The sequence below is a fragment of the Mucilaginibacter limnophilus genome (assembly GCF_004005815.1).
GTDB classification, from domain to species: Bacteria; Bacteroidota; Bacteroidia; order Sphingobacteriales; family Sphingobacteriaceae; genus Mucilaginibacter; species Mucilaginibacter limnophilus.
The window spans coordinates 1-17,427 of record NZ_SACK01000006.1 but is presented as its reverse complement, the minus strand read 5'-3'; the positions used below and the strand labels follow the sequence as shown (position 1 = coordinate 17,427).

The following is a 17,427-nucleotide window of genomic DNA, read 5'->3' as shown; positions in this document are numbered from 1 at the left end:
CAAATTTAACAATTTTATGTCAACTGCATACCAACACATATTTTGTATTTTTGCATAAAATTAATTCTATCCACTGCATGAATGCTGATGCTGTTAAGGTGCTGCCGGGCCGTTACTGTAATTCGTTAACTGAATATTCGCGATTTATTACCCGCGAGGTAAAAATTGGCGATGTGCCTTTGGGCGGCAATAACCCTATACGCATACAGAGCATGACGACAACCGACACCATGGATACCATTGGCACAGTCGAACAGTCGATACGCATGATAGAGGCCGGCTGCGAGTATGTGCGCATAACAGCGCCAAGCATTAAAGAAGCGCAAAACCTTGCAGAGATAAAAAAACAGCTGCGCATGCGCGGATATAACACGCCGCTGGTAGCCGACATACACTTCACCCCCAACGCTGCTGAGGTAGCCGCCCGGATAGTGGAAAAAGTGCGTGTTAACCCGGGTAACTATGCTGACAAAAAACGTTTCGACCAGATAGATTATACCGATGCTGAATACCGTGCCGAGCTTGAGCGCATCTATCAAAAATTTGCACCGCTGGTAAAAGTTTGCCAGGAGTATGGCACCGCTATGCGTATCGGTACTAATCACGGCTCACTGTCCGACCGTATTATGAGCCGTTACGGCGATACGCCGCATGGCATGGTGGAGTCGGCAATGGAGTTTATCCGCATGTGCGAAAACCTGGGTTACTACAACCTGGTTGTCAGCATGAAATCGAGCAACCCGCAGGTTATGGTGCAGGCTTACCGTTTACTGGTTGAAACCATGGTTGCCGAGGGCATGAACTACCCGCTGCACCTTGGGGTAACCGAGGCAGGCGATGGTGAGGACGGGCGTATAAAATCGGCCGTAGGCATAGGTACATTGCTGGAAGATGGCCTTGGCGATACCGTACGTGTTTCACTAACCGAAGAACCCGAAGCCGAAGCGCCGGTAGCTATGGCGCTGGTGCAAAGGTATAGTGCAAGGAGCGAGGCACAGGAAGCTACAGAAAAGACTATTGACCATGGACCATGGACCATGGACCATAGCCACTCACCATATGAATACAAAAAACGCGATACTTACGAGGCCAATGCTTTTATAGGCGGGCATATGGTACCGCGTGTGGTGATCGACCTGTCGCAGTCTAATCTGAAAGACCCATCGATACTAAATGATGCCGGTTACCTGTATTCGCCTGTACTGGATAAATATAATATGGCCGAGCAGTCAGTTGACTTTGTGTACTTTGGCGATAATTTACCTTCGTTTACGCTGCCGGGCAACCTAAAGCAACTTTACAATTACGATACATGGCTGAAACTGGCTAACAAAACACTGTCCCATCCGCTGTTTACCCTGCAGCAATATATTGCCGCAGATGCCAACCGCTCATCAGCTTTAAACCTGGTGCGCATAAAGGCAAACGATATTGAAAGAGATGAATTCGCCGCCTTGCCATTCGACCATTCGCTGGTGTTTGTGCTGGAAACAGATGAACTGCATGGCATGGCCGATCAGCGTTCATTTTTCTTTAAACTGAATGAGTTTGGGCTGGATGTGCCGGTGATAGTGAAAAGGAGTTATGCGTTTGAAGAAGTCCATAGACCATGGACCATGGACCATGAACAAATAACCAACCTACAATTATTCTCTGCTACTGATCTTGGGGCTTTATTGGTTGACGGTTTTGGCGATGGTATTTGGATAGACGCTCCGGGCATGCCGGTAAATATCATTACCTCAACCGCTTTCGGCATTTTGCAGGCGACACGTTCGCGGATATCTAAAACCGAATACATCTCGTGCCCAAGCTGCGGGCGCACGTTGTTCGACCTGATGATTACTACACAAATGATCCGTAGCCGCACCAGTCATTTAAAAGGTTTAAAAATTGGTATAATGGGCTGTATAGTTAACGGGCCGGGCGAAATGGCCGATGCCGATTACGGTTACGTAGGTTCGGGTACCGACAAGATTACCCTTTACCGTGGCAAAGAGGTGGTGAAAAAGAATGTACATGCCGATAACGCGCTCGACGAGTTGATTTGCATTATAAAAGAAGACGGCAACTGGATTGAGCCGTCGCAAAACTGATAGCTTAACTTTTTACATGTTTAATAACCTGCACTTGTTTATAACCAAAGTGCGGGCAATCGCATTTCTTTTTGAATATTCCGCATGATGAAAGGGTAACAACTAAACAGGCGGAAATTATATATACAGTATTCTTCATTCTCTCAGGGCTCAGCTTTATATGTTTTACGTAAAAACGTCCGTAAAGTTTTTAGAAGCTCAATAAGCAGCTTGCATCAATTTCCGTTTGTTAAAATAATACCCTGCGGCAAGAGCAATCAGTTTAACAACGTAAAACACGAAGAACAGTAACCTTGCCTGCTCATTTACAATTATTCCCATTATAAAAATGCCCATTGGCGCAACCTGGGCAGCAACTAAGCTTGATATGCCGTTTGGCGAATAACTGATCATCCATCCGATAATTAAGAACAGTACTAATGACACCAATATAACAATGCCTGCACGTGTGTTATCATCACCCGGAAAAGCATGACTGAACTGGATAGGTGTTTGGGCGATCAACCCGATTATTAAGGCGCGTTTCCAGTTGATGTTTTTATTAAACACTTTAAATGAGGTTATCTCGCTCGAAAAATACCTCAATGTTGCAAATGCTGTTATAGCTATTAACGGAAAATAAAACCCGAACATCAGGAAACTCAGGCTGCGGCGCTCTTCGGTATATTCCCCGCCATCTGAAGCCATATAGTTGGCAAATAATACATAGCTGAAAAACGCTGCCCATAAACCTGCCACCACAGCAACTATGGCATATATCGAAGCATATTTGGTTAACGAACTGGTGAACCGGCTGATAATTGAACCGCTACGCGCGATGGCAAAAATGAACAACACTACCAGAACTATTGAAATAGCGTAATATGACCCTGTTATAAACTGACTTTCGTTAGCTGTTTTCAACTTATCTGACAAGGCACCACTATAAAGCAAAGGCAATACAATAAAAATGGCCTGTAGTATCAGCAAACTTACAGCGCCCCAAAGCAGCAGCATCCAATTACGGTTAAGGCCGAAATCGCTGTTTACCTTTTTAAATTCCTCATGCAGCGCCTCGGGTTTGCCCACACGATTGGTTGCAACCATCCAGGCTTCCTGATCGCTTAGGCCCAGTGCCTGCATTTCATTGTAAACATTAGTTAAATGAAGTGATAATTCATCAATATCCTCAGAGGTAAGCGCGGTATTGGCGAAGCTTTCTTTCCAGCGGTTAATACGCATTTTTAACTCAAGCTGGTTGTTGATGGTGCCCATAATGTATTTAATAAGGTGGTTAAAAATTCCCAGTTCTTTTTTTCCTGCTTCAGCTGATCTTTGCCTTTTTCGGTGATGCGGTAATACCGCCTGCGCTTATCGTTCTCCGCTATCCGCCATTCAGATGTTATCAGCTCCTTTTCTTCAAGCTTACGAAGTATGGGGTACAAAGTACCGTCTGAAAACTGAAGTTTTCCGCCCGAAGCCGCTTTTACTTCCTTTATCAGTTCATACCCATAACTTTCACCACGCTTCAATACCGAAAGTATAAGCGGAATTGACGAAGCTGCCAGCAATTCTTTTGATACAGTAGCCATAATTGGTTTATAACATACATAGAAATTCTATGTATCAGTAAAACGCAGGTATATCACGCTTTATTGTATCAATCGGAAATAGATTAGTAAGTCTTTTTTATAGAAGAAGTAATTGCTATTAAACTAAAAACACCCATGCAAGTGCCTACAGTGTCAGCAAACAGGTCGCTCCAGTCGCCGCTGCGCCAAGTAAAAATATATTCCTGCAGTATTTCAATAATGCCGCCGTATAAAATTATGGCTGCTGCAATTAAAATGATTTTGCCAACCGGTATATAAGCAAGATTATACTTCCGCAGGAAACCGCTGCAGTAAAGCACAGTCATTACAAAAAACAATCCGCAGTGGGTAAACTTATCAAAGCCGGCAAAAAATAACGGCGAGCCGCCAACTTTGCCCAGGCTGATGTTGCAAATAATTAAAATAAAAATGGCCCACAACGCAGCGGGCCAAAAGTATCGTAAAGTAGTGTTCATTTATTCGCCTACAAGCGCTTTATATTCATCTGCCGACATCAGGTCATCAATATCAGCTACATTCTCAGGGGTTATCTTTACTATCCAGCCTTCGCCATAAGGGTCGGTATTTACTAATTCGGGCTGGCTGTCAAGCGCGGGATTTACTTCAAGCACGGTACCTGCTACAGGTATAAACAGGTCCGACACGGTTTTAACGGCTTCAATTGTACCAAAAACGCTCTCTTTAGCAACCTCGCTGCCAACGGTGGTAATGTCTACATAAACAATGTCGCCAAGCTCACGCTGTGCAAATTCGGTAATGCCTATCACAGCATCGCTGCCGTCAACTTTTATCCACTCGTGGTCTTTGGTATATTTTAATTCAGCCGGAAATTCCATATCAGTTAATTTTTATGTGCTCAAAAATAAAGAAAACTTTTACTAATCTGTTTGTTTACAAAAGCAATTTTCTCACTCATACTTATCTTAAAAGTCATATCACTAAAAGTTGTACTAACAACGGTGTCAAACTTTATATAAAATATTGTGTTTAATCAGGATAAAACAAAATCACAAAATACCATGAAAAAACTACAGATTATGGCCGTTACAGCATTTGCAGCAATTGCACTATATGCATGCGGCGGTTCGGGCACTAAAGACACTGTTGAAACTGCTGACAGCGTAAATGAAGCTACAGACAGCTCGACAGCAGCTAACGCCGACACAGCGGGTGCTGCAGCTATTGAAGATTATGATTCAAAATTTGCTGTTGACGCGGCAAACGGCGGTATGGCCGAAGTTGCTTTGGGTAATCTTGCTGAGCAAAAAGCAACCAATGCTGATGTAAAAGCATTTGCTGCTCAAATGGTAAAAGACCACTCTAAAGCAAATACCGAACTTACCGCATGGGCTACTGCAAACAACGTTACTTTACCAGCTGCTCCGGGTGAAGAGAACCAAAAGATTGCTGCTGACCTTGGTAAAAAAATGGGTGCTGACTTTGACAAAAGCTATGTTGACCAAATGGTTACCGACCACGACAAAACCGTATCTATGTTTGAGGATGCCGCCAAAAACGCTAAAAATGCCGACCTTAAAGCTTGGGCTGCTAAAACACTTCCTGTTTTAAAGGCGCATCAGGCTCACATCAAAACTATTAAGGATAAAATGAAATAAGCCACTGCTTATTCAAATTATTTATACAGGGGAAACAATTTGTTTCCCCTGTTTTTTTATGGCATAAATTGTAATATTGCAGTATGGCAGCACCTATTACCGCCGGACTAATGGCGTTCGGCATGTCGGGCAGGGTATTTCATGCACCGTTTCTTCATACCAGTCCTGATTTCAGGCTGAAAGCGGTTGTTGAGCGCAGCCAGAAAAAGGCAAATGATATCTACCCTGATGTTATAAGTTATAACAGTGTTGATGAACTGCTTGCCGATGATGAGATAGAACTGGTAGTGGTTAATACTGCCAGCTATACACACTACGAGTTAGCTAAACAGGCGCTTAACGCGGGCAAGCATGTACTGCTTGAAAAACCTGCAGCAGCCACAAGCGCCGAGGTTAAGGAACTGTTTGACCTTGCACGGCAAAAAGGCCTGCACCTGATGGTGTACCAAAACCGGCGCTGGGATAGTGGTTTTCTTTCTGTTAAAGAAATTGTAGAAAGCGGCCGTCTGGGCGATTTGATCGAGGTACATTTCCGTTTCGACAGGTATAAACCGGTGATAGGGCCAAAAGCGTTTAAAGAAATGGCTTCTTACCCGGCAAATGGTACCGCTTATGATTTAGGGCCACACCTTATAGATAATGCCATTGCTTTATTCGGTAATCCTGTAAGCTCCCATAAAACCTTGGGTTCGTACCGTGAAGGTTCGCAAGTGGCTGATTACTTTCACCTGCACATGATTTACCCCAATCAGTTAAATGTTTATTTAACGGCCGGGTTGCTTATAGGCGAAGCTTTACCTGCGTTTGTGTTACATGGCAAGCTGGGAAGTTTTATAAAGAACCGTACCGACGTGCAGGAAGATCAGTTGATTGCCGGTATGATGCCAACCGATGAAGCATACGGCATTGAACCCGCAAACAGCGAGGGCAGGCTGATAACCTATGATGAAAATCAGCAGAAAACAGTGGAGTATATTACATCAAAAAAAGGCGATTACCGCCACTTGTTTGAGGCTGTTAATAATACCATTCGTAATGGCGCGTTATTCCCGGTAACAGAAGAACATATAACCTGGCAAATAGAAATGCTGGAACAATAGATATATGAAAAAGATATTAGCATCACTTTTAATTATAGCGACAGTTGGTTGCTCACAAGCAAAAAACAGCGACAAAAATATTGAGATAAATATTGTTAACGCTGATAGCGCGGCTATGGAACAAGCGTATAAACAGCAGGTTGATAATAAATATGTAACGAAAGAAGAAAGTGAGCCGCAGCCTGATATTGAAAATTTGCCGCCATTTAAACTGCTTACTGTTGACAACAAGGTGGTTACTCAAAGTGATCTGAAAAAGAATAAATCGGTTTTAATCATTTACTTCTCTCCTGATTGCAGCCATTGCACTAAGTTTATGCATGATCTTGAACCTGAATTTAAGAATCTGAAGGACGTACAAATAGTTATGGCGACATGGATACGTGTAGAGGCGTTAAAGCCTTTTTGCGACACATTTAAGCTGCAGAAATACCCAAACTTTATTGTTGGCACCGAAGGCAACTATACTTACTTGCTACAGCAATACTTTCGGGTTAAAGAGACACCTTACATAGCTGTATATAATCATGCAGGCAAGCTGGTTAAAGCATACCCTAAGGCGCCTACCGTTGCCGAACTGATGTCATCTATCAGGAAAGCTTAAGATTACTGCTGCTGTTGTTGCTGCTGCATCTGTATCATTTCCATGTAACGCTGGTAACTGTTCTTACTGAATTCGGTCACCTGATCGGCTATGGGCACTTCAATTATCTGGTGGGGGTTGTTAAAACTTTCTTCGTCAACCATTACGGATACCGTTAACTTGTGATTTGAAGAGCCCTTATAAACGCCCTTCACCGGCGAACAGTCTGAAAAATTACGCCCTACAGCCAGGCGCACATGTGTTTCGTTTGCTATACAATTGTTGGTAGGATCTATTCCCAGCCAGCCATAATCCGGAATGTAGGCCTCAACCCAGGCATGGGTAGCGCCTTCGCCACGCATACCGTTGCTGTTGGTGCAAATGTATCCGCTTACATATCGTGCCGGTATCTGTACAATACGCAGCATTTCCGTCATGATATGGGCAAAATCCTGGCAAACGCCGGCCCGCAGTTTCCATATCTCATCAAGTGTGGTATCTACAGTGGTTACTCCCTTTATGTATTCAAAGTTATCAAACACATACTGGCAAAAGCGTAAAACAATCTGGTAGGGTGTATCGTCGCTTTTTCGCTCATTTTCTACTACAACTTTCAGTTCATCAAGCCCTTCAAAATATTCCTGCTTTAAAAAATCGATGTACGGCACCATATGCTGCAGGCGTTTCAAGTCTTCCCACTGATGCGATGGGAAAATATCATTTACCGGTAGTACCCTGTGCCGGGTATTTACCACTACGTTTGAGCTTATCATCAGCACATTATGGCGGTCGCTGTAAGTAAAGCTGCCTACCTTGTTGCCGAAATAATCGGTGTGGATATCAACCACCGGGTTACCTGTTATCACTACCTCCTGGCGCACTACTTCCTGGTAATCATCTTCAATAGGATAAAGAATGATCTGGTTGGCGCTGTCGCGCACCTGGCCCGCATATATATATTTGGTGATATGTTGTATCTGAAATTCAGGCATAATGTTAAATTTAAGAATTTGCGAAATAGTATTCGTTCAGCGCGTTGCCTATCCCGTATAGTTCGCTGCGTATTTGTGTTAGAAACAGGTGAAGCCCTTCCTGCCTTATACTGCGTACCGAACTGTATTTTATGCGGCTTTGCAACCTGCCTATCTGGAAAGACATTTCCCGGTAATTTTCCAGGTTATTGTCATTCTTCAGCCTGTCAAAATAACGTTGTATATTATTAACTGAATAAATAACCGACCGCGGAAAATCCACATTCAGCACCACCTGTTCCAGTACATTTTCAGCTTCAAAGCCTTCACGATATGTTTTCAGGTAAAGTTCGTATCCTCCTAACGAAAGCAACAGATGTTTCCAGTAACTGGTATCAGTTAATAAGTCAGGATTGTCGCTTATCGACCCAAACTTCATATCCAATATATCCACCGATTGTATAGCCCGTTCAAGGTATTTACCAATATTCATAAACGCACGCCCTTCGCCACGCTCCATGGTAATTTCAACCGTGCCATAATACAGCATCACCTGTTTTATCAGTACATCCAGTGCACTTATGGGGTCTTCGCGCTGTAATAAACGCTCAAGCTTATTATCTTTTACCGTATGATAATACTCGTTAAGGCATTGCCAAAGGTCTTTGGTGATATGTTCCTGAACGCTGCGCGCATTCTCGCGGGCCAGAGTAATGATATTTAAAATACTGTTAGAGTTGGTTTTACCCGTAACCATATACTTCAGTACAGCACGGCTGTCGTTCTCCAATTTTTGGGCTTCATCATCACCCAAGCCGGCAAAAATACGTATAACGGGTTCCCAGGTAAATTCCTGTATGGTGTCCTGCGATGAGGCATAATTGATTTTCAGCATGCGCAAAATACCGTCGCTGCGCTCGATATAACGGCTTAACCAATAAAAACTTGCTGCTACCCTACTTAACATATAGCCCCCTAACCCCCTGAAGGGGGAATGTATTCAATATTCCTATCATATATATATAATCCTTTTTACTCCCCCTTTAGGGGGTTGGGGGGTTAAGCACCCACGTATCCTTGCTTCCCCCGCCTTGCGAACTGTTTACCACCAGTGAGCCTTCTTTCAGCGCCACACGGGTTAATCCACCCGGTACTATCTCTATACCACCCGGACCGTACAGCGCATACGGCCTAAGGTCGATGCGGCGTGGTTGTAACGATCCCTGCATATAACATGGCGCCGCCGAAAGGTTGATGGTTGGCTGGGCAATGAAGTCGCGCGGGTTTTTCAATATCTCACGTTTGTAATCTTCAATTTCCTGCTCCTGCGCCGCGTGGCCCATCAGCATACCATAACCACCACTGCCGTTGGTACGCTTTACCACCATTTTGTTGATACTGGAGAATACTTCCTCGCGCTCATCGGCATTACCCAATTGATACGTCGGTACATTTTTGAGTATAGGCTCTTCATTCAGGTAATACTTTATCATCTGCGGCACATAAGCGTAAACAGCCTTATCATCGGCAACACCATTACCGATGGCATTCACGATGGCAACGTTACCTTTTCTATACGCACCCATTATACCGGCTACACCCAGCATGCTCGCCGGATTGAAGACCAACGGATCAAGAAAATCATCGTCAACCCGGCGGTAAATCACATCTACCTGCTGCAGGCCGGTAGTAGTTTTCATATAAACTTTATGGTTATTCACCACCAGATCCCGGCCCTCAACCAGTTCAACACCCATTAGCCGCGCAAGCGTGGTATGTTCAAAGTACGCCGAGTTGTAAATACCCGGACTTAACAGTACAATGGTTGGGTTATGTATTTGCCTTGGCGATAGCGCCAGCAGGTTTTTGTATAAAATAGTTGGATATTCGGTTACGCTGCGTACACCACACTGCGGCAGCAGATCAGGAAACAAACGCTTGGTTATTTCACGGTTTTCCAGCATATAGCTCACACCTGATGGCGTGCGCAGGTTGTCTTCAAGTACATAAAAAGTACCGTCATGGTCGCGTATCAGGTCGATACCCGAAATATGGATATAAATATCATGCGGTACCTGCAGGTTGTACATTTCACGCAGAAAATGCGGGCACGAGTAAATGATATCTATGGGAATTATACCATCTTTTATAATGAACTGGTTGCTATAAACGTCTTTTAAAAAAAGATTAAGCGCAGTTAATCGCTGTTTAATACCTTTTTCTACAAAGGCCCATTCGGCAGCGGTAATAATACGGGGAATAATATCAAACGGAAATATCTTTTCAATACCCTCGCCGCTATTGTAAACCGTAAAGGTTATACCCTGGCTCATGAACAGGCGCTTGGCTAATTCTTCTTTTTTGTTCAGATCATCGGCTGATTCACGCGAAACATATTCGATCACCTTTTGATAATGATCACGAATAGTGCTGTTTTCACCATACATCTCATCCCAAACACCATTTATTGGGGAATATTTTTCAAAATAAGCCGGTTCTTCCATAAAATTACTGCCTCGATACTATATTTTTTTGTACGTCTTATTTTAACAATTGTAATTTAACAACATATTACAGTAAAAAACAAGTTAAATTTCAATATTTATAAATTTATTAAAAAAAATGCAACGAATTTTATTTGTTAGGCACTTTTAAATAGAATTTTAATAATCCTATTAAACACAAAAAGGCCGGATTGATATGTCAATCCGGCCTTTTATCCAAATAGTAAATGACAATTAATTTTGTGCTACGATTTTATAATTCAATGTAAGATTTGTAGCGCCGCTTACAAAAATTGTGTAAACCTTACCGGCCTGTATCTCTGTAGGCATAGTTAAAGCAACATTAGCCGTTCCTGCCGAATAAAGCACGAATGTAGTATTTGGGTCGACGGTTTGATATGATGTTGACGCTTTATAGGCAAGGTCAGTTGCCAAACGGCTGCTTGCGCCTAATACACCAAGATCGACAGCCGAAGCAGCATTGCTTACATGCACAAAGCGCACTTTAGCTTTGCCTGACGGCGGATTGCTCATGTCATCCTCGGTAACCAGATTGGATGAAGCATCCGCAGTACCGGTATAATATACAGTGTAATATTTACCTGCATCAAGCTTTAAATTGAAATTAGTTTTAACATCGCTGCCTGCCCTGAACTGTGCCTTGCGGTCGCCCTCTTTGGTTGAAAGGTAACCCGAAGCTTCGTTATAGGCTACTGCTGATCCCTCTAACGCTTGGTTATCCAGGTAAAGGTTAATATCGCCTGAGCCCTGTACCGCGTTTACCACTTTAATACGTGCCTGTGCGTCTACTTTTTCATCGTCATCCTTACTGCATGAAGTAAACGCTATTGTAGTGAATAATAATGCAAATAGTGATAGGTGTTTAAGTTTTCCGGTTTGTGCAAAAAATTTCATAATTCTTCAATAATTAATTAAACAAAAACTAATAGATGTGACTATCCAGGTTTTGATGAAACTTTACAGGCAAACCGCATTCCAAACAAGAATATTACTGTTTAGCAGAAGATTAAGACATTGTACAATGTTAATACTTGTATAGAAATCTGTGCAAGTGTGAAATTTAATTACACAAAAAAAGCCGCTTAACTAAGCGGCTTAATATTGATCAACGACGGCTGATTACTCAACTCCTTCGTGTGCTTTTTCTTCTTTAAAGAATTTAGCGTTGAAGAAATCATTGTTCATACGGCCAATGTTCATCAGCGTGATTTCTTTAGGGCATTCGGCCTCACAGGCGCCGGTGTTGGTACAGTTACCAAAACCTTCTTTGTCCATTTGCGCTACCATTGACTGTACACGGCTCCAGCGCTCGGTTTGCCCTTGTGGTAACAATGCAAATTGTGTGATCTTAGCGCCTACGAATAACATTGCCGAAGCATTTTTACAAGCAGCAACGCAGGCACCGCATTGGATACATGTAGCTGAGTTGAACGCCTCATCAGCAATTACTTTAGGAATAGGTATCTCGTTTGCATCAGGTACACCACCGGTGTTGATTGACACATAACCACCGGCCTGCTGAATACGGTCGAACGCCGAGCGGTCAACTGCAAGGTCTTTTACAACCGGGAAAGCAGCCGCGCGCCATGGCTCAATGGTAATGGTTTGCCCGTCGTGAAAGCTGCGCATATGCAGCTGACAAGTGGTAATAGCGCGTTTTGGTCCGTGCGGACGACCATTTATGTACAACGAGCACATACCGCAAATACCCTCACGGCAATCGTGGTCAAAATATATAGGTTCTTCACCTTTAAGGGTAAGGCTTTCGTTCACCACGTCGAGCATTTCAAGGAAAGACATGTCCGGCGAAATGTTCTCGGCTTTATAGGTAACCATTTTACCCGGTGTTTTTGCATCTTTCTGGCGCCATACTTTCAGCGTCAGGTTCATATTTCCGTTACTCATTTTCTTTAGATATGAGATGTTAGATATTAGATTTGAGACTTATTGCTTTAGCTTTTGCTGAAATGCATAATTCATTTTTTGCAATTCAGTTATTTGTTGCAACAGATCTTCTTTCAAATTATCTGATAATAAATTCAGTTTATTGGATATCACCAGTTGTGTTTGCAATTCATAAGATGAACCATTTGCTATTCCTAAAAAATTACAAAATTCTTTATTGGAGTTTCTGCCTGCTCCTTCTGCAATATTTGAAGGAATGGAAACCGCGGCTCTGCGAGATTGGCTTGTTAATCCAAATCGTTCATCGGCAGGAAAAGTAGCTGTAGCTTTATAAACTTCAACAGCTAAATCAATAGCCTTATTCCATATTTTTAGTTCAGTCAGATTATGCATAGCTTTTATAGTTTAGCTGATACTAATTTAAGACATGAGCTTATCTCATATCTCAAATCTAATATCTCACATCTTATTTATAGCTCCTCTGCGTCAATTTAACGTTTTCAAATATCAGCTCTTCTTTATGCAACTCTTCTTCAATGTTCTCGCCTTTAAATTCCCAGGCAGCGGCAAACGCAAAGTTCTCGTCGTCACGTAGCGCTTCACCTTCCTCTGTTTGCGATTCAACCCTGAAGTGGCCGCCGCATGATTCCCTGCGCATCAGCGCGTCAGTAACCATTAGCTCGCCCAGCTCGATAAAGTCGGCAACGCGGCCTGCTCTTTCCAAAGAAGCATTGATCTCTTCGTTCTCGCCGGTTACAATGGCGTTTTTCCAGAAATCAGCCTTAAGATCCTTTATCAGCTGTTTAGCTTTTGTTAAACCTTCTTCGGTACGCGCCATACCGCAGTACTCCCACATAATGTGGCCAAGGTCGCGGTGGTATTCGTTAACGGTTTTGGTACCTTTTAACGAAAGCAGCTTTTTTACGTTAGCCAGAACATCCTGTTTAGTTTGCTCAAAAGCCGGGTGATTTTTATCTATAGGTTTCGGACCAACTGTCGCCAGGTAATCGCCAAGGGTGTAAGGAATAACAAAGTAACCATCGGCCAAACCCTGCATCAGCGCCGAAGCACCCAAGCGGTTAGCGCCGTGATCGCTGAAGTTACACTCGCCCAAAGCATATAAGCCCGGTACTGTAGTGCTCAGGTTATAATCAACCCAAAGGCCACCCATTGTATAGTGTACGGCAGGATAGATACGCATTGGCTGCGAATACGGGTCCTCGTCGGTTATCTGATAGTACATATCAAACAGGTTACCGTATTTAGCGGCAACAGTTTCTTTACCTAAACGCTGTATCGCGTCGGCAAAGTCAAGGAATACCGCAAAGCCCGAACCACCAACACCTTTACCTTCGTCAACCGCTTCTTTAGCGTTACGTGAAGCTACGTCACGCGGTACAAGGTTACCGAAAGCAGGATATTTTCTTTCCAGGAAGTAATCGCGATCCTCTTCCTTAATTTGATTAGCTTTTAAAGTGCCTTTACGCAATTGCTCGGCTACTTCAACAGTTTTTGGCGCCCATACACGGCCATCGTTACGCAACGATTCAGACATCAGCGTAAGTTTCGACTGGTGATCACCGGTTACCGGGATACAGGTAGGGTGAATTTGCGTATAGCAAGGGTTACCAAAGTAAGCACCACGCTTGTGGGCACGCCATGCAGCGGTTACGTTTGAACCGATAGCGTTTGTTGACAGGTAAAACACGTTGCTGTAACCACCGGTACACAGCAGAACCGCGTGACCTGAATGGGTATCAATTTCGCCGGTTTTTAAGTTACGGGTAACAATACCTTTGGCGTGGCCATCAATCACAACCACATCAAGCATTTCATGACGGGTGTAAAGTTTCACCTTACCATGATGTATCTGGCGGTTAAGCGCCGAGTAAGCGCCCAACAATAACTGCTGCCCTGTTTGGCCGCGTGCGTAGAAGGTACGTGATACCTGCGCGCCACCAAATGAACGGTTATCTAATAAACCGCCGTATTCGCGGGCAAAAGGTACACCCTGAGCAACACACTGGTCAATGATGTTAACCGACACTTCAGCCAAACGGTAAACGTTTGCTTCACGTGCACGGTAGTCGCCACCTTTAATGGTATCGTAAAACAAACGGTAAACGCTGTCACCGTCGTTCTGGTAGTTTTTTGCTGCGTTTATACCTCCCTGCGCGGCAATTGAGTGCGCGCGGCGGGGACTATCCTGAAAGCAAAACGCTTTAACATTATAACCAAGCTCGGCAAGCGTAGCCGCCGCCGAAGCGCCTGCAAGGCCGGTACCTACCACAATAATATCGTATTTACGCTTATTGGCAGGGTTAACCAGCTTGAGGTTAAATTTATGCTTGCTCCATTTTTCGGCCAAGGGGCCCTGGGGAATCTTAGCATCTAAAGTCATGCTCTTTATATTTAGTGAGTGGCTGATCAATTTAACCTGATCAACTTAATCCAACTTAAGTCTATCTAAAAAAATAATATACAACCGGCATAGCGGCAAAGCCTACCGGAATAATAACCGCGAACAGCCATGTACCTATAAAGTAGATGATAGGTTTGTATTTACGGTGTATCCAGCCCATTGTATGGAACGCGCTTTGAAAACCATGCAGCAGGTGTAGCGACAAGGTTACCATAGCTATTACATAGAACAGCACATACCACCACTGCTTAAATGCTACCTCAACGGTTTGGTTAAGGTCCTTAGCAATCATGGTTTCAACACTGCCTTCGTTATATACGGCGTATTCATAATCACCCGGAGGCAGGTCGCGTGCCGATATTTGCTCACCCGTTACCAGGTTGGTTTTGTATTCTTTAAACGGAATGGTGTAAGCGCCTTTTGCCGACCAGTCGTCTTTATGGTACTTAAACCAGAAATCTTTCATGTGGATTACAATGAAAAGAAATAAGATTGAGCCAAGTATGCCCATGTTTTTTGCCGACCATGCCTGAGGCGAATCATTGCCTGAAACATAACTGATGGGGCGGGCCCTACGGTTCCTGATGGTTAACACTATCGCATAAATGGTGTGCAGCAGAATAGTGAGGTACAGGATGTAAGAAATAACCCTGATAGGCGGAAAATGCGTCATGAAGTTGGCATAGGCATTAAAAGCCTGCCCGTTGTCATGCTTAAATAAAGCTAGGTTACCGCTAAGGTGAACTATCAGGAAGGTACACAAAAACAAGCCTGTTAAAGCCATTATCAGCTTCTTGCCCAGCGACGAGTTAAAGGTTTGTTTAAATTCACTCATTACAAAATAGATTATTCGGCAAAAGTATTTATTAAATGCCAAAACCATGTAAATGGTTGTAATAATATAAAGGGCAAATATTTATTTAGAAACAATCTAAGCAGCATAGCTTCATTTGGTGTTAACATTGATAATATTATATTAGCCCGAACGTAAATCTTATACATGAAATACTTATATATTGTTATTACAGCACTGATATTTACCAGTTGCAATAAACCTGATCGTATTGAAATTGATGGTACCGCCCCTGCTATAAAAAATGGTGTTTTTGGCGTTGCCGATGTACTTGGCAAACCTGTTTACGGTGTAAATATGGAGAATGGCTCTTTTAAAATATCAGAGCAACTGGAATACCCCGGCTTTTACCAGATAAAAGTAAGCAACATGCTTGACACTAAACAAAAGCATGTACCTTATGAAGTGTACCTTGAAAACGGCAAATACACCTTCGAAATAAATAAAGACATTACCAGATACCCTAAGATAGTAACCGAGTCAAAAACGCAAAACGAGCTGTCGGCATATTATACGCTGCGCGATGAAATGCTGGCTGGTGTACAACAGAAGATAAAGGATGAAACTGCCTTTTTTAAAAGCGACGCAGGCAAAAACTTAGGCGGTTTAGATTATGTAAACCGGGTTGATAAATTTAAAGCGCTGCAGCAAAAAGAGAAGGATATTGAGGCATCAGTTATTGAAAAATTTGTTGAGAAATATCCTGAAAGCACCGTTGCCGCGCACCTGTTATATAATCTTGATTATAAGAGCGACCCTGCCCGTTATTATGCCGTTTACACAAAAATGAGTGAAGCGGCGAAAAACACCGAAGAAGGTAAAACGCTTGGCGAGAAACTTGGCGGTCTATCAAAACTGGTTGAAGGGCAAGCCGCCCCGGCTATTTATGGCAAAACACCTGATGGCAAGGCGTTCGACCCGAAATCAGTCGGCAATAAAAAAATCATTCTGGTAGATTTCTGGCGCGCGGGTAATCAGGTTAGCCGTACCAATCATTTACTGATTAAAGACAAGGTATTCTTCCAGGTAAACAATAAAAAAGATTTCGGGGTTATTAGCATTAACCTGGATGATAATAGCGACTGGTGGACCAAAGCCGTTGTGGAAGATAAAATGAACTGGCCGCAATACTCAGACCTGAAAGGCAACGAATCAAAAAACGCCGAAGCATGGGGTATACAGCGCATTCCTACCTATTACCTTGTTGATGGCAACTGGGAAATTATTAAACGCGATGTCGCTTTTGATGATGTTTCGTACGAAGTAACGGAGTATTTGGAGAAGTAATGTTGGATGTGCGGGTATGTGAATGTGCGGATGTGTGGATGTGCAGATGTGCGGATATGTGCAATTTTACATGTGTAAATGTGCAGATATACAGTAAAAAACAGACAGTCGTGCTGAACTTGTTTCAGCATCTCTCATGCAAAGTAATTGCCCTGAGAGATCCCGAGACAAACTCGGGATGACAGCTACGCTATAAATTCCTGTGAACGCAACTGCAATCTCCGAAAGAGCCTGAAGAACCCAACGTACAGCTAACAATTCCGGCATCAGCTGGGCCGGGTAGCACAGGCAAGGCCTTTGCACTAACTTAAACAGGGCCAGGTGCAGCCGGCAGGTTTTCTTTTGGTTACTTTCCCTTAGACTTGTTATTTTGTTAAAGAAGTAGTAACCAAAAGCAGCAGGATGTTCTTATGTTACTTTTAAGGCGTGCCTGCCTATCAAAAGATTGAAGACCCTGCTGCTTGCTGAACTTGTTTT

Annotated in this window: 17 protein-coding genes; 5 read left to right on the top strand and 12 right to left on the bottom strand. The window is 43.2% G+C overall.

What is annotated here, in order from left to right; all coding sequences use genetic code 11:
* The first annotated feature begins 77 nt into the window (after positions 1 to 77).
* The gene (gene ispG, locus EOD41_RS13540) at positions 78 to 2,096 is read left to right on the top strand and encodes a (E)-4-hydroxy-3-methylbut-2-enyl-diphosphate synthase (RefSeq protein ID WP_127705794.1); all 2,019 of its coding nucleotides are present in this window, start codon (positions 78 to 80) and stop codon (positions 2,094 to 2,096) included.
* A gap of 198 nt (positions 2,097 to 2,294) precedes the next feature.
* On the opposite strand, the gene EOD41_RS13535 is transcribed toward ispG, so the two are convergent.
* The 4 genes from EOD41_RS13535 to gcvH all read right to left on the bottom strand — a co-directional run bounded on the left by EOD41_RS13535 (position 2,295) and on the right by gcvH (position 4,524).
* Complete coding sequence (locus tag EOD41_RS13535) at positions 2,295 to 3,350, bottom strand: hypothetical protein (RefSeq protein WP_127705792.1); 1,056 nt, start codon at positions 3,348 to 3,350, stop codon at positions 2,295 to 2,297.
* On the bottom strand, positions 3,320 to 3,667 hold the full coding sequence (locus tag EOD41_RS13530) for a PadR family transcriptional regulator (protein WP_127705790.1): 348 nt from the start codon (positions 3,665 to 3,667) through the stop codon (positions 3,320 to 3,322). Before EOD41_RS13530 ends, EOD41_RS13535 begins: the two co-directional genes overlap by 31 nt.
* An 83-nt stretch (positions 3,668 to 3,750) precedes the next feature.
* Complete coding sequence (locus EOD41_RS13525) at positions 3,751 to 4,143, bottom strand: VanZ family protein (RefSeq protein ID WP_127705788.1); 393 nt, start codon at positions 4,141 to 4,143, stop codon at positions 3,751 to 3,753.
* Positions 4,144 to 4,524, bottom strand: a complete 381-nt coding sequence (gene gcvH / locus EOD41_RS13520; RefSeq protein WP_127705786.1) for a glycine cleavage system protein GcvH — start codon at positions 4,522 to 4,524, stop codon at positions 4,144 to 4,146.
* A gap of 183 nt (positions 4,525 to 4,707) precedes the next feature.
* On the opposite strand from gcvH, the gene EOD41_RS13515 reads away from it, so the two are divergent.
* From EOD41_RS13515 to EOD41_RS13505, 3 genes are all read left to right on the top strand, one after another.
* Positions 4,708 to 5,304 (top strand): DUF4142 domain-containing protein, encoded by a 597-nt coding sequence (locus EOD41_RS13515; RefSeq protein WP_127705784.1) that lies wholly within the window; start codon positions 4,708 to 4,710, stop codon positions 5,302 to 5,304.
* A gap of 83 nt (positions 5,305 to 5,387) precedes the next feature.
* Complete coding sequence (locus tag EOD41_RS13510) at positions 5,388 to 6,404, top strand: Gfo/Idh/MocA family oxidoreductase (protein WP_127705782.1); 1,017 nt, start codon at positions 5,388 to 5,390, stop codon at positions 6,402 to 6,404.
* A gap of 4 nt (positions 6,405 to 6,408) precedes the next feature.
* A complete protein-coding gene (locus tag EOD41_RS13505) occupies positions 6,409 to 7,008 on the top strand; it encodes a TlpA family protein disulfide reductase (RefSeq protein WP_127705780.1) in 600 nt (199 codons plus the stop codon).
* A gap of 2 nt (positions 7,009 to 7,010) precedes the next feature.
* On the opposite strand, the gene EOD41_RS13500 is transcribed toward EOD41_RS13505, so the two are convergent.
* The 8 genes from EOD41_RS13500 to EOD41_RS13465 all read right to left on the bottom strand — a co-directional run bounded on the left by EOD41_RS13500 (position 7,011) and on the right by EOD41_RS13465 (position 15,645).
* A complete protein-coding gene (locus EOD41_RS13500) occupies positions 7,011 to 7,979 on the bottom strand; it encodes a transglutaminase family protein (protein ID WP_127705778.1) in 969 nt (322 codons plus the stop codon).
* 10 nt (positions 7,980 to 7,989) lie between these two features.
* Positions 7,990 to 8,925 (bottom strand): alpha-E domain-containing protein, encoded by a 936-nt coding sequence (locus EOD41_RS13495; RefSeq protein ID WP_127705776.1) that lies wholly within the window; start codon positions 8,923 to 8,925, stop codon positions 7,990 to 7,992.
* A gap of 76 nt (positions 8,926 to 9,001) precedes the next feature.
* Complete coding sequence (locus EOD41_RS13490; RefSeq protein ID WP_127705774.1) at positions 9,002 to 10,462, bottom strand: circularly permuted type 2 ATP-grasp protein; 1,461 nt, start codon at positions 10,460 to 10,462, stop codon at positions 9,002 to 9,004.
* A gap of 234 nt (positions 10,463 to 10,696) precedes the next feature.
* Positions 10,697 to 11,377 (bottom strand): DUF4397 domain-containing protein, encoded by a 681-nt coding sequence (locus tag EOD41_RS13485; protein ID WP_127705772.1) that lies wholly within the window; start codon positions 11,375 to 11,377, stop codon positions 10,697 to 10,699.
* A gap of 225 nt (positions 11,378 to 11,602) precedes the next feature.
* On the bottom strand, positions 11,603 to 12,388 hold the full coding sequence (locus EOD41_RS13480) for a succinate dehydrogenase/fumarate reductase iron-sulfur subunit (protein WP_127705770.1): 786 nt from the start codon (positions 12,386 to 12,388) through the stop codon (positions 11,603 to 11,605).
* 39 nt (positions 12,389 to 12,427) lie between these two features.
* Positions 12,428 to 12,781, bottom strand: coding sequence for a four helix bundle protein (locus EOD41_RS13475; RefSeq protein WP_127705768.1), 354 nt, complete (start codon positions 12,779 to 12,781; stop codon positions 12,428 to 12,430).
* A gap of 73 nt (positions 12,782 to 12,854) precedes the next feature.
* Positions 12,855 to 14,789 carry a fumarate reductase/succinate dehydrogenase flavoprotein subunit gene (locus EOD41_RS13470; protein ID WP_127705767.1) on the bottom strand — a complete coding sequence of 645 codons (1,935 nt, stop codon included), beginning with the start codon at positions 14,787 to 14,789 and terminating at the stop codon, positions 12,855 to 12,857.
* Positions 14,790 to 14,850: 61 nt separating this feature from the next.
* The gene (locus EOD41_RS13465) at positions 14,851 to 15,645 is read right to left on the bottom strand and encodes a succinate dehydrogenase cytochrome b subunit (RefSeq protein WP_127705765.1); all 795 of its coding nucleotides are present in this window, start codon (positions 15,643 to 15,645) and stop codon (positions 14,851 to 14,853) included.
* A 165-nt stretch (positions 15,646 to 15,810) separates the two neighbouring features.
* On the opposite strand from EOD41_RS13465, the gene EOD41_RS13460 reads away from it, so the two are divergent.
* Positions 15,811 to 16,950 (top strand): TlpA family protein disulfide reductase, encoded by a 1,140-nt coding sequence (locus EOD41_RS13460; RefSeq protein ID WP_127705763.1) that lies wholly within the window; start codon positions 15,811 to 15,813, stop codon positions 16,948 to 16,950.
* The last annotated feature ends 477 nt before the right edge of the window (positions 16,951 to 17,427 follow it).

Coding starts and splice junctions, on each gene's coding strand:
- ispG (WP_127705794.1), top strand. CDS start 78: ATGAATGCTGATGCTGTTAAGGTGCTGCCGGGCCGTTACTGTAATTCG.
- EOD41_RS13535 (WP_127705792.1), bottom strand. CDS start 3,350: ATGGGCACCATCAACAACCAGCTTGAGTTAAAAATGCGTATTAACCGC.
- EOD41_RS13530 (WP_127705790.1), bottom strand. CDS start 3,667: ATGGCTACTGTATCAAAAGAATTGCTGGCAGCTTCGTCAATTCCGCTT.
- EOD41_RS13525 (WP_127705788.1), bottom strand. CDS start 4,143: ATGAACACTACTTTACGATACTTTTGGCCCGCTGCGTTGTGGGCCATT.
- gcvH (WP_127705786.1), bottom strand. CDS start 4,524: ATGGAATTTCCGGCTGAATTAAAATATACCAAAGACCACGAGTGGATA.
- EOD41_RS13515 (WP_127705784.1), top strand. CDS start 4,708: ATGAAAAAACTACAGATTATGGCCGTTACAGCATTTGCAGCAATTGCA.
- EOD41_RS13510 (WP_127705782.1), top strand. CDS start 5,388: ATGGCAGCACCTATTACCGCCGGACTAATGGCGTTCGGCATGTCGGGC.
- EOD41_RS13505 (WP_127705780.1), top strand. CDS start 6,409: ATGAAAAAGATATTAGCATCACTTTTAATTATAGCGACAGTTGGTTGC.
- EOD41_RS13500 (WP_127705778.1), bottom strand. CDS start 7,979: ATGCCTGAATTTCAGATACAACATATCACCAAATATATATATGCGGGC.
- EOD41_RS13495 (WP_127705776.1), bottom strand. CDS start 8,925: ATGTTAAGTAGGGTAGCAGCAAGTTTTTATTGGTTAAGCCGTTATATC.
- EOD41_RS13490 (WP_127705774.1), bottom strand. CDS start 10,462: ATGGAAGAACCGGCTTATTTTGAAAAATATTCCCCAATAAATGGTGTT.
- EOD41_RS13485 (WP_127705772.1), bottom strand. CDS start 11,377: ATGAAATTTTTTGCACAAACCGGAAAACTTAAACACCTATCACTATTT.
- EOD41_RS13480 (WP_127705770.1), bottom strand. CDS start 12,388: ATGAGTAACGGAAATATGAACCTGACGCTGAAAGTATGGCGCCAGAAA.
- EOD41_RS13475 (WP_127705768.1), bottom strand. CDS start 12,781: ATGCATAATCTGACTGAACTAAAAATATGGAATAAGGCTATTGATTTA.
- EOD41_RS13470 (WP_127705767.1), bottom strand. CDS start 14,789: ATGACTTTAGATGCTAAGATTCCCCAGGGCCCCTTGGCCGAAAAATGG.
- EOD41_RS13465 (WP_127705765.1), bottom strand. CDS start 15,645: ATGAGTGAATTTAAACAAACCTTTAACTCGTCGCTGGGCAAGAAGCTG.
- EOD41_RS13460 (WP_127705763.1), top strand. CDS start 15,811: ATGAAATACTTATATATTGTTATTACAGCACTGATATTTACCAGTTGC.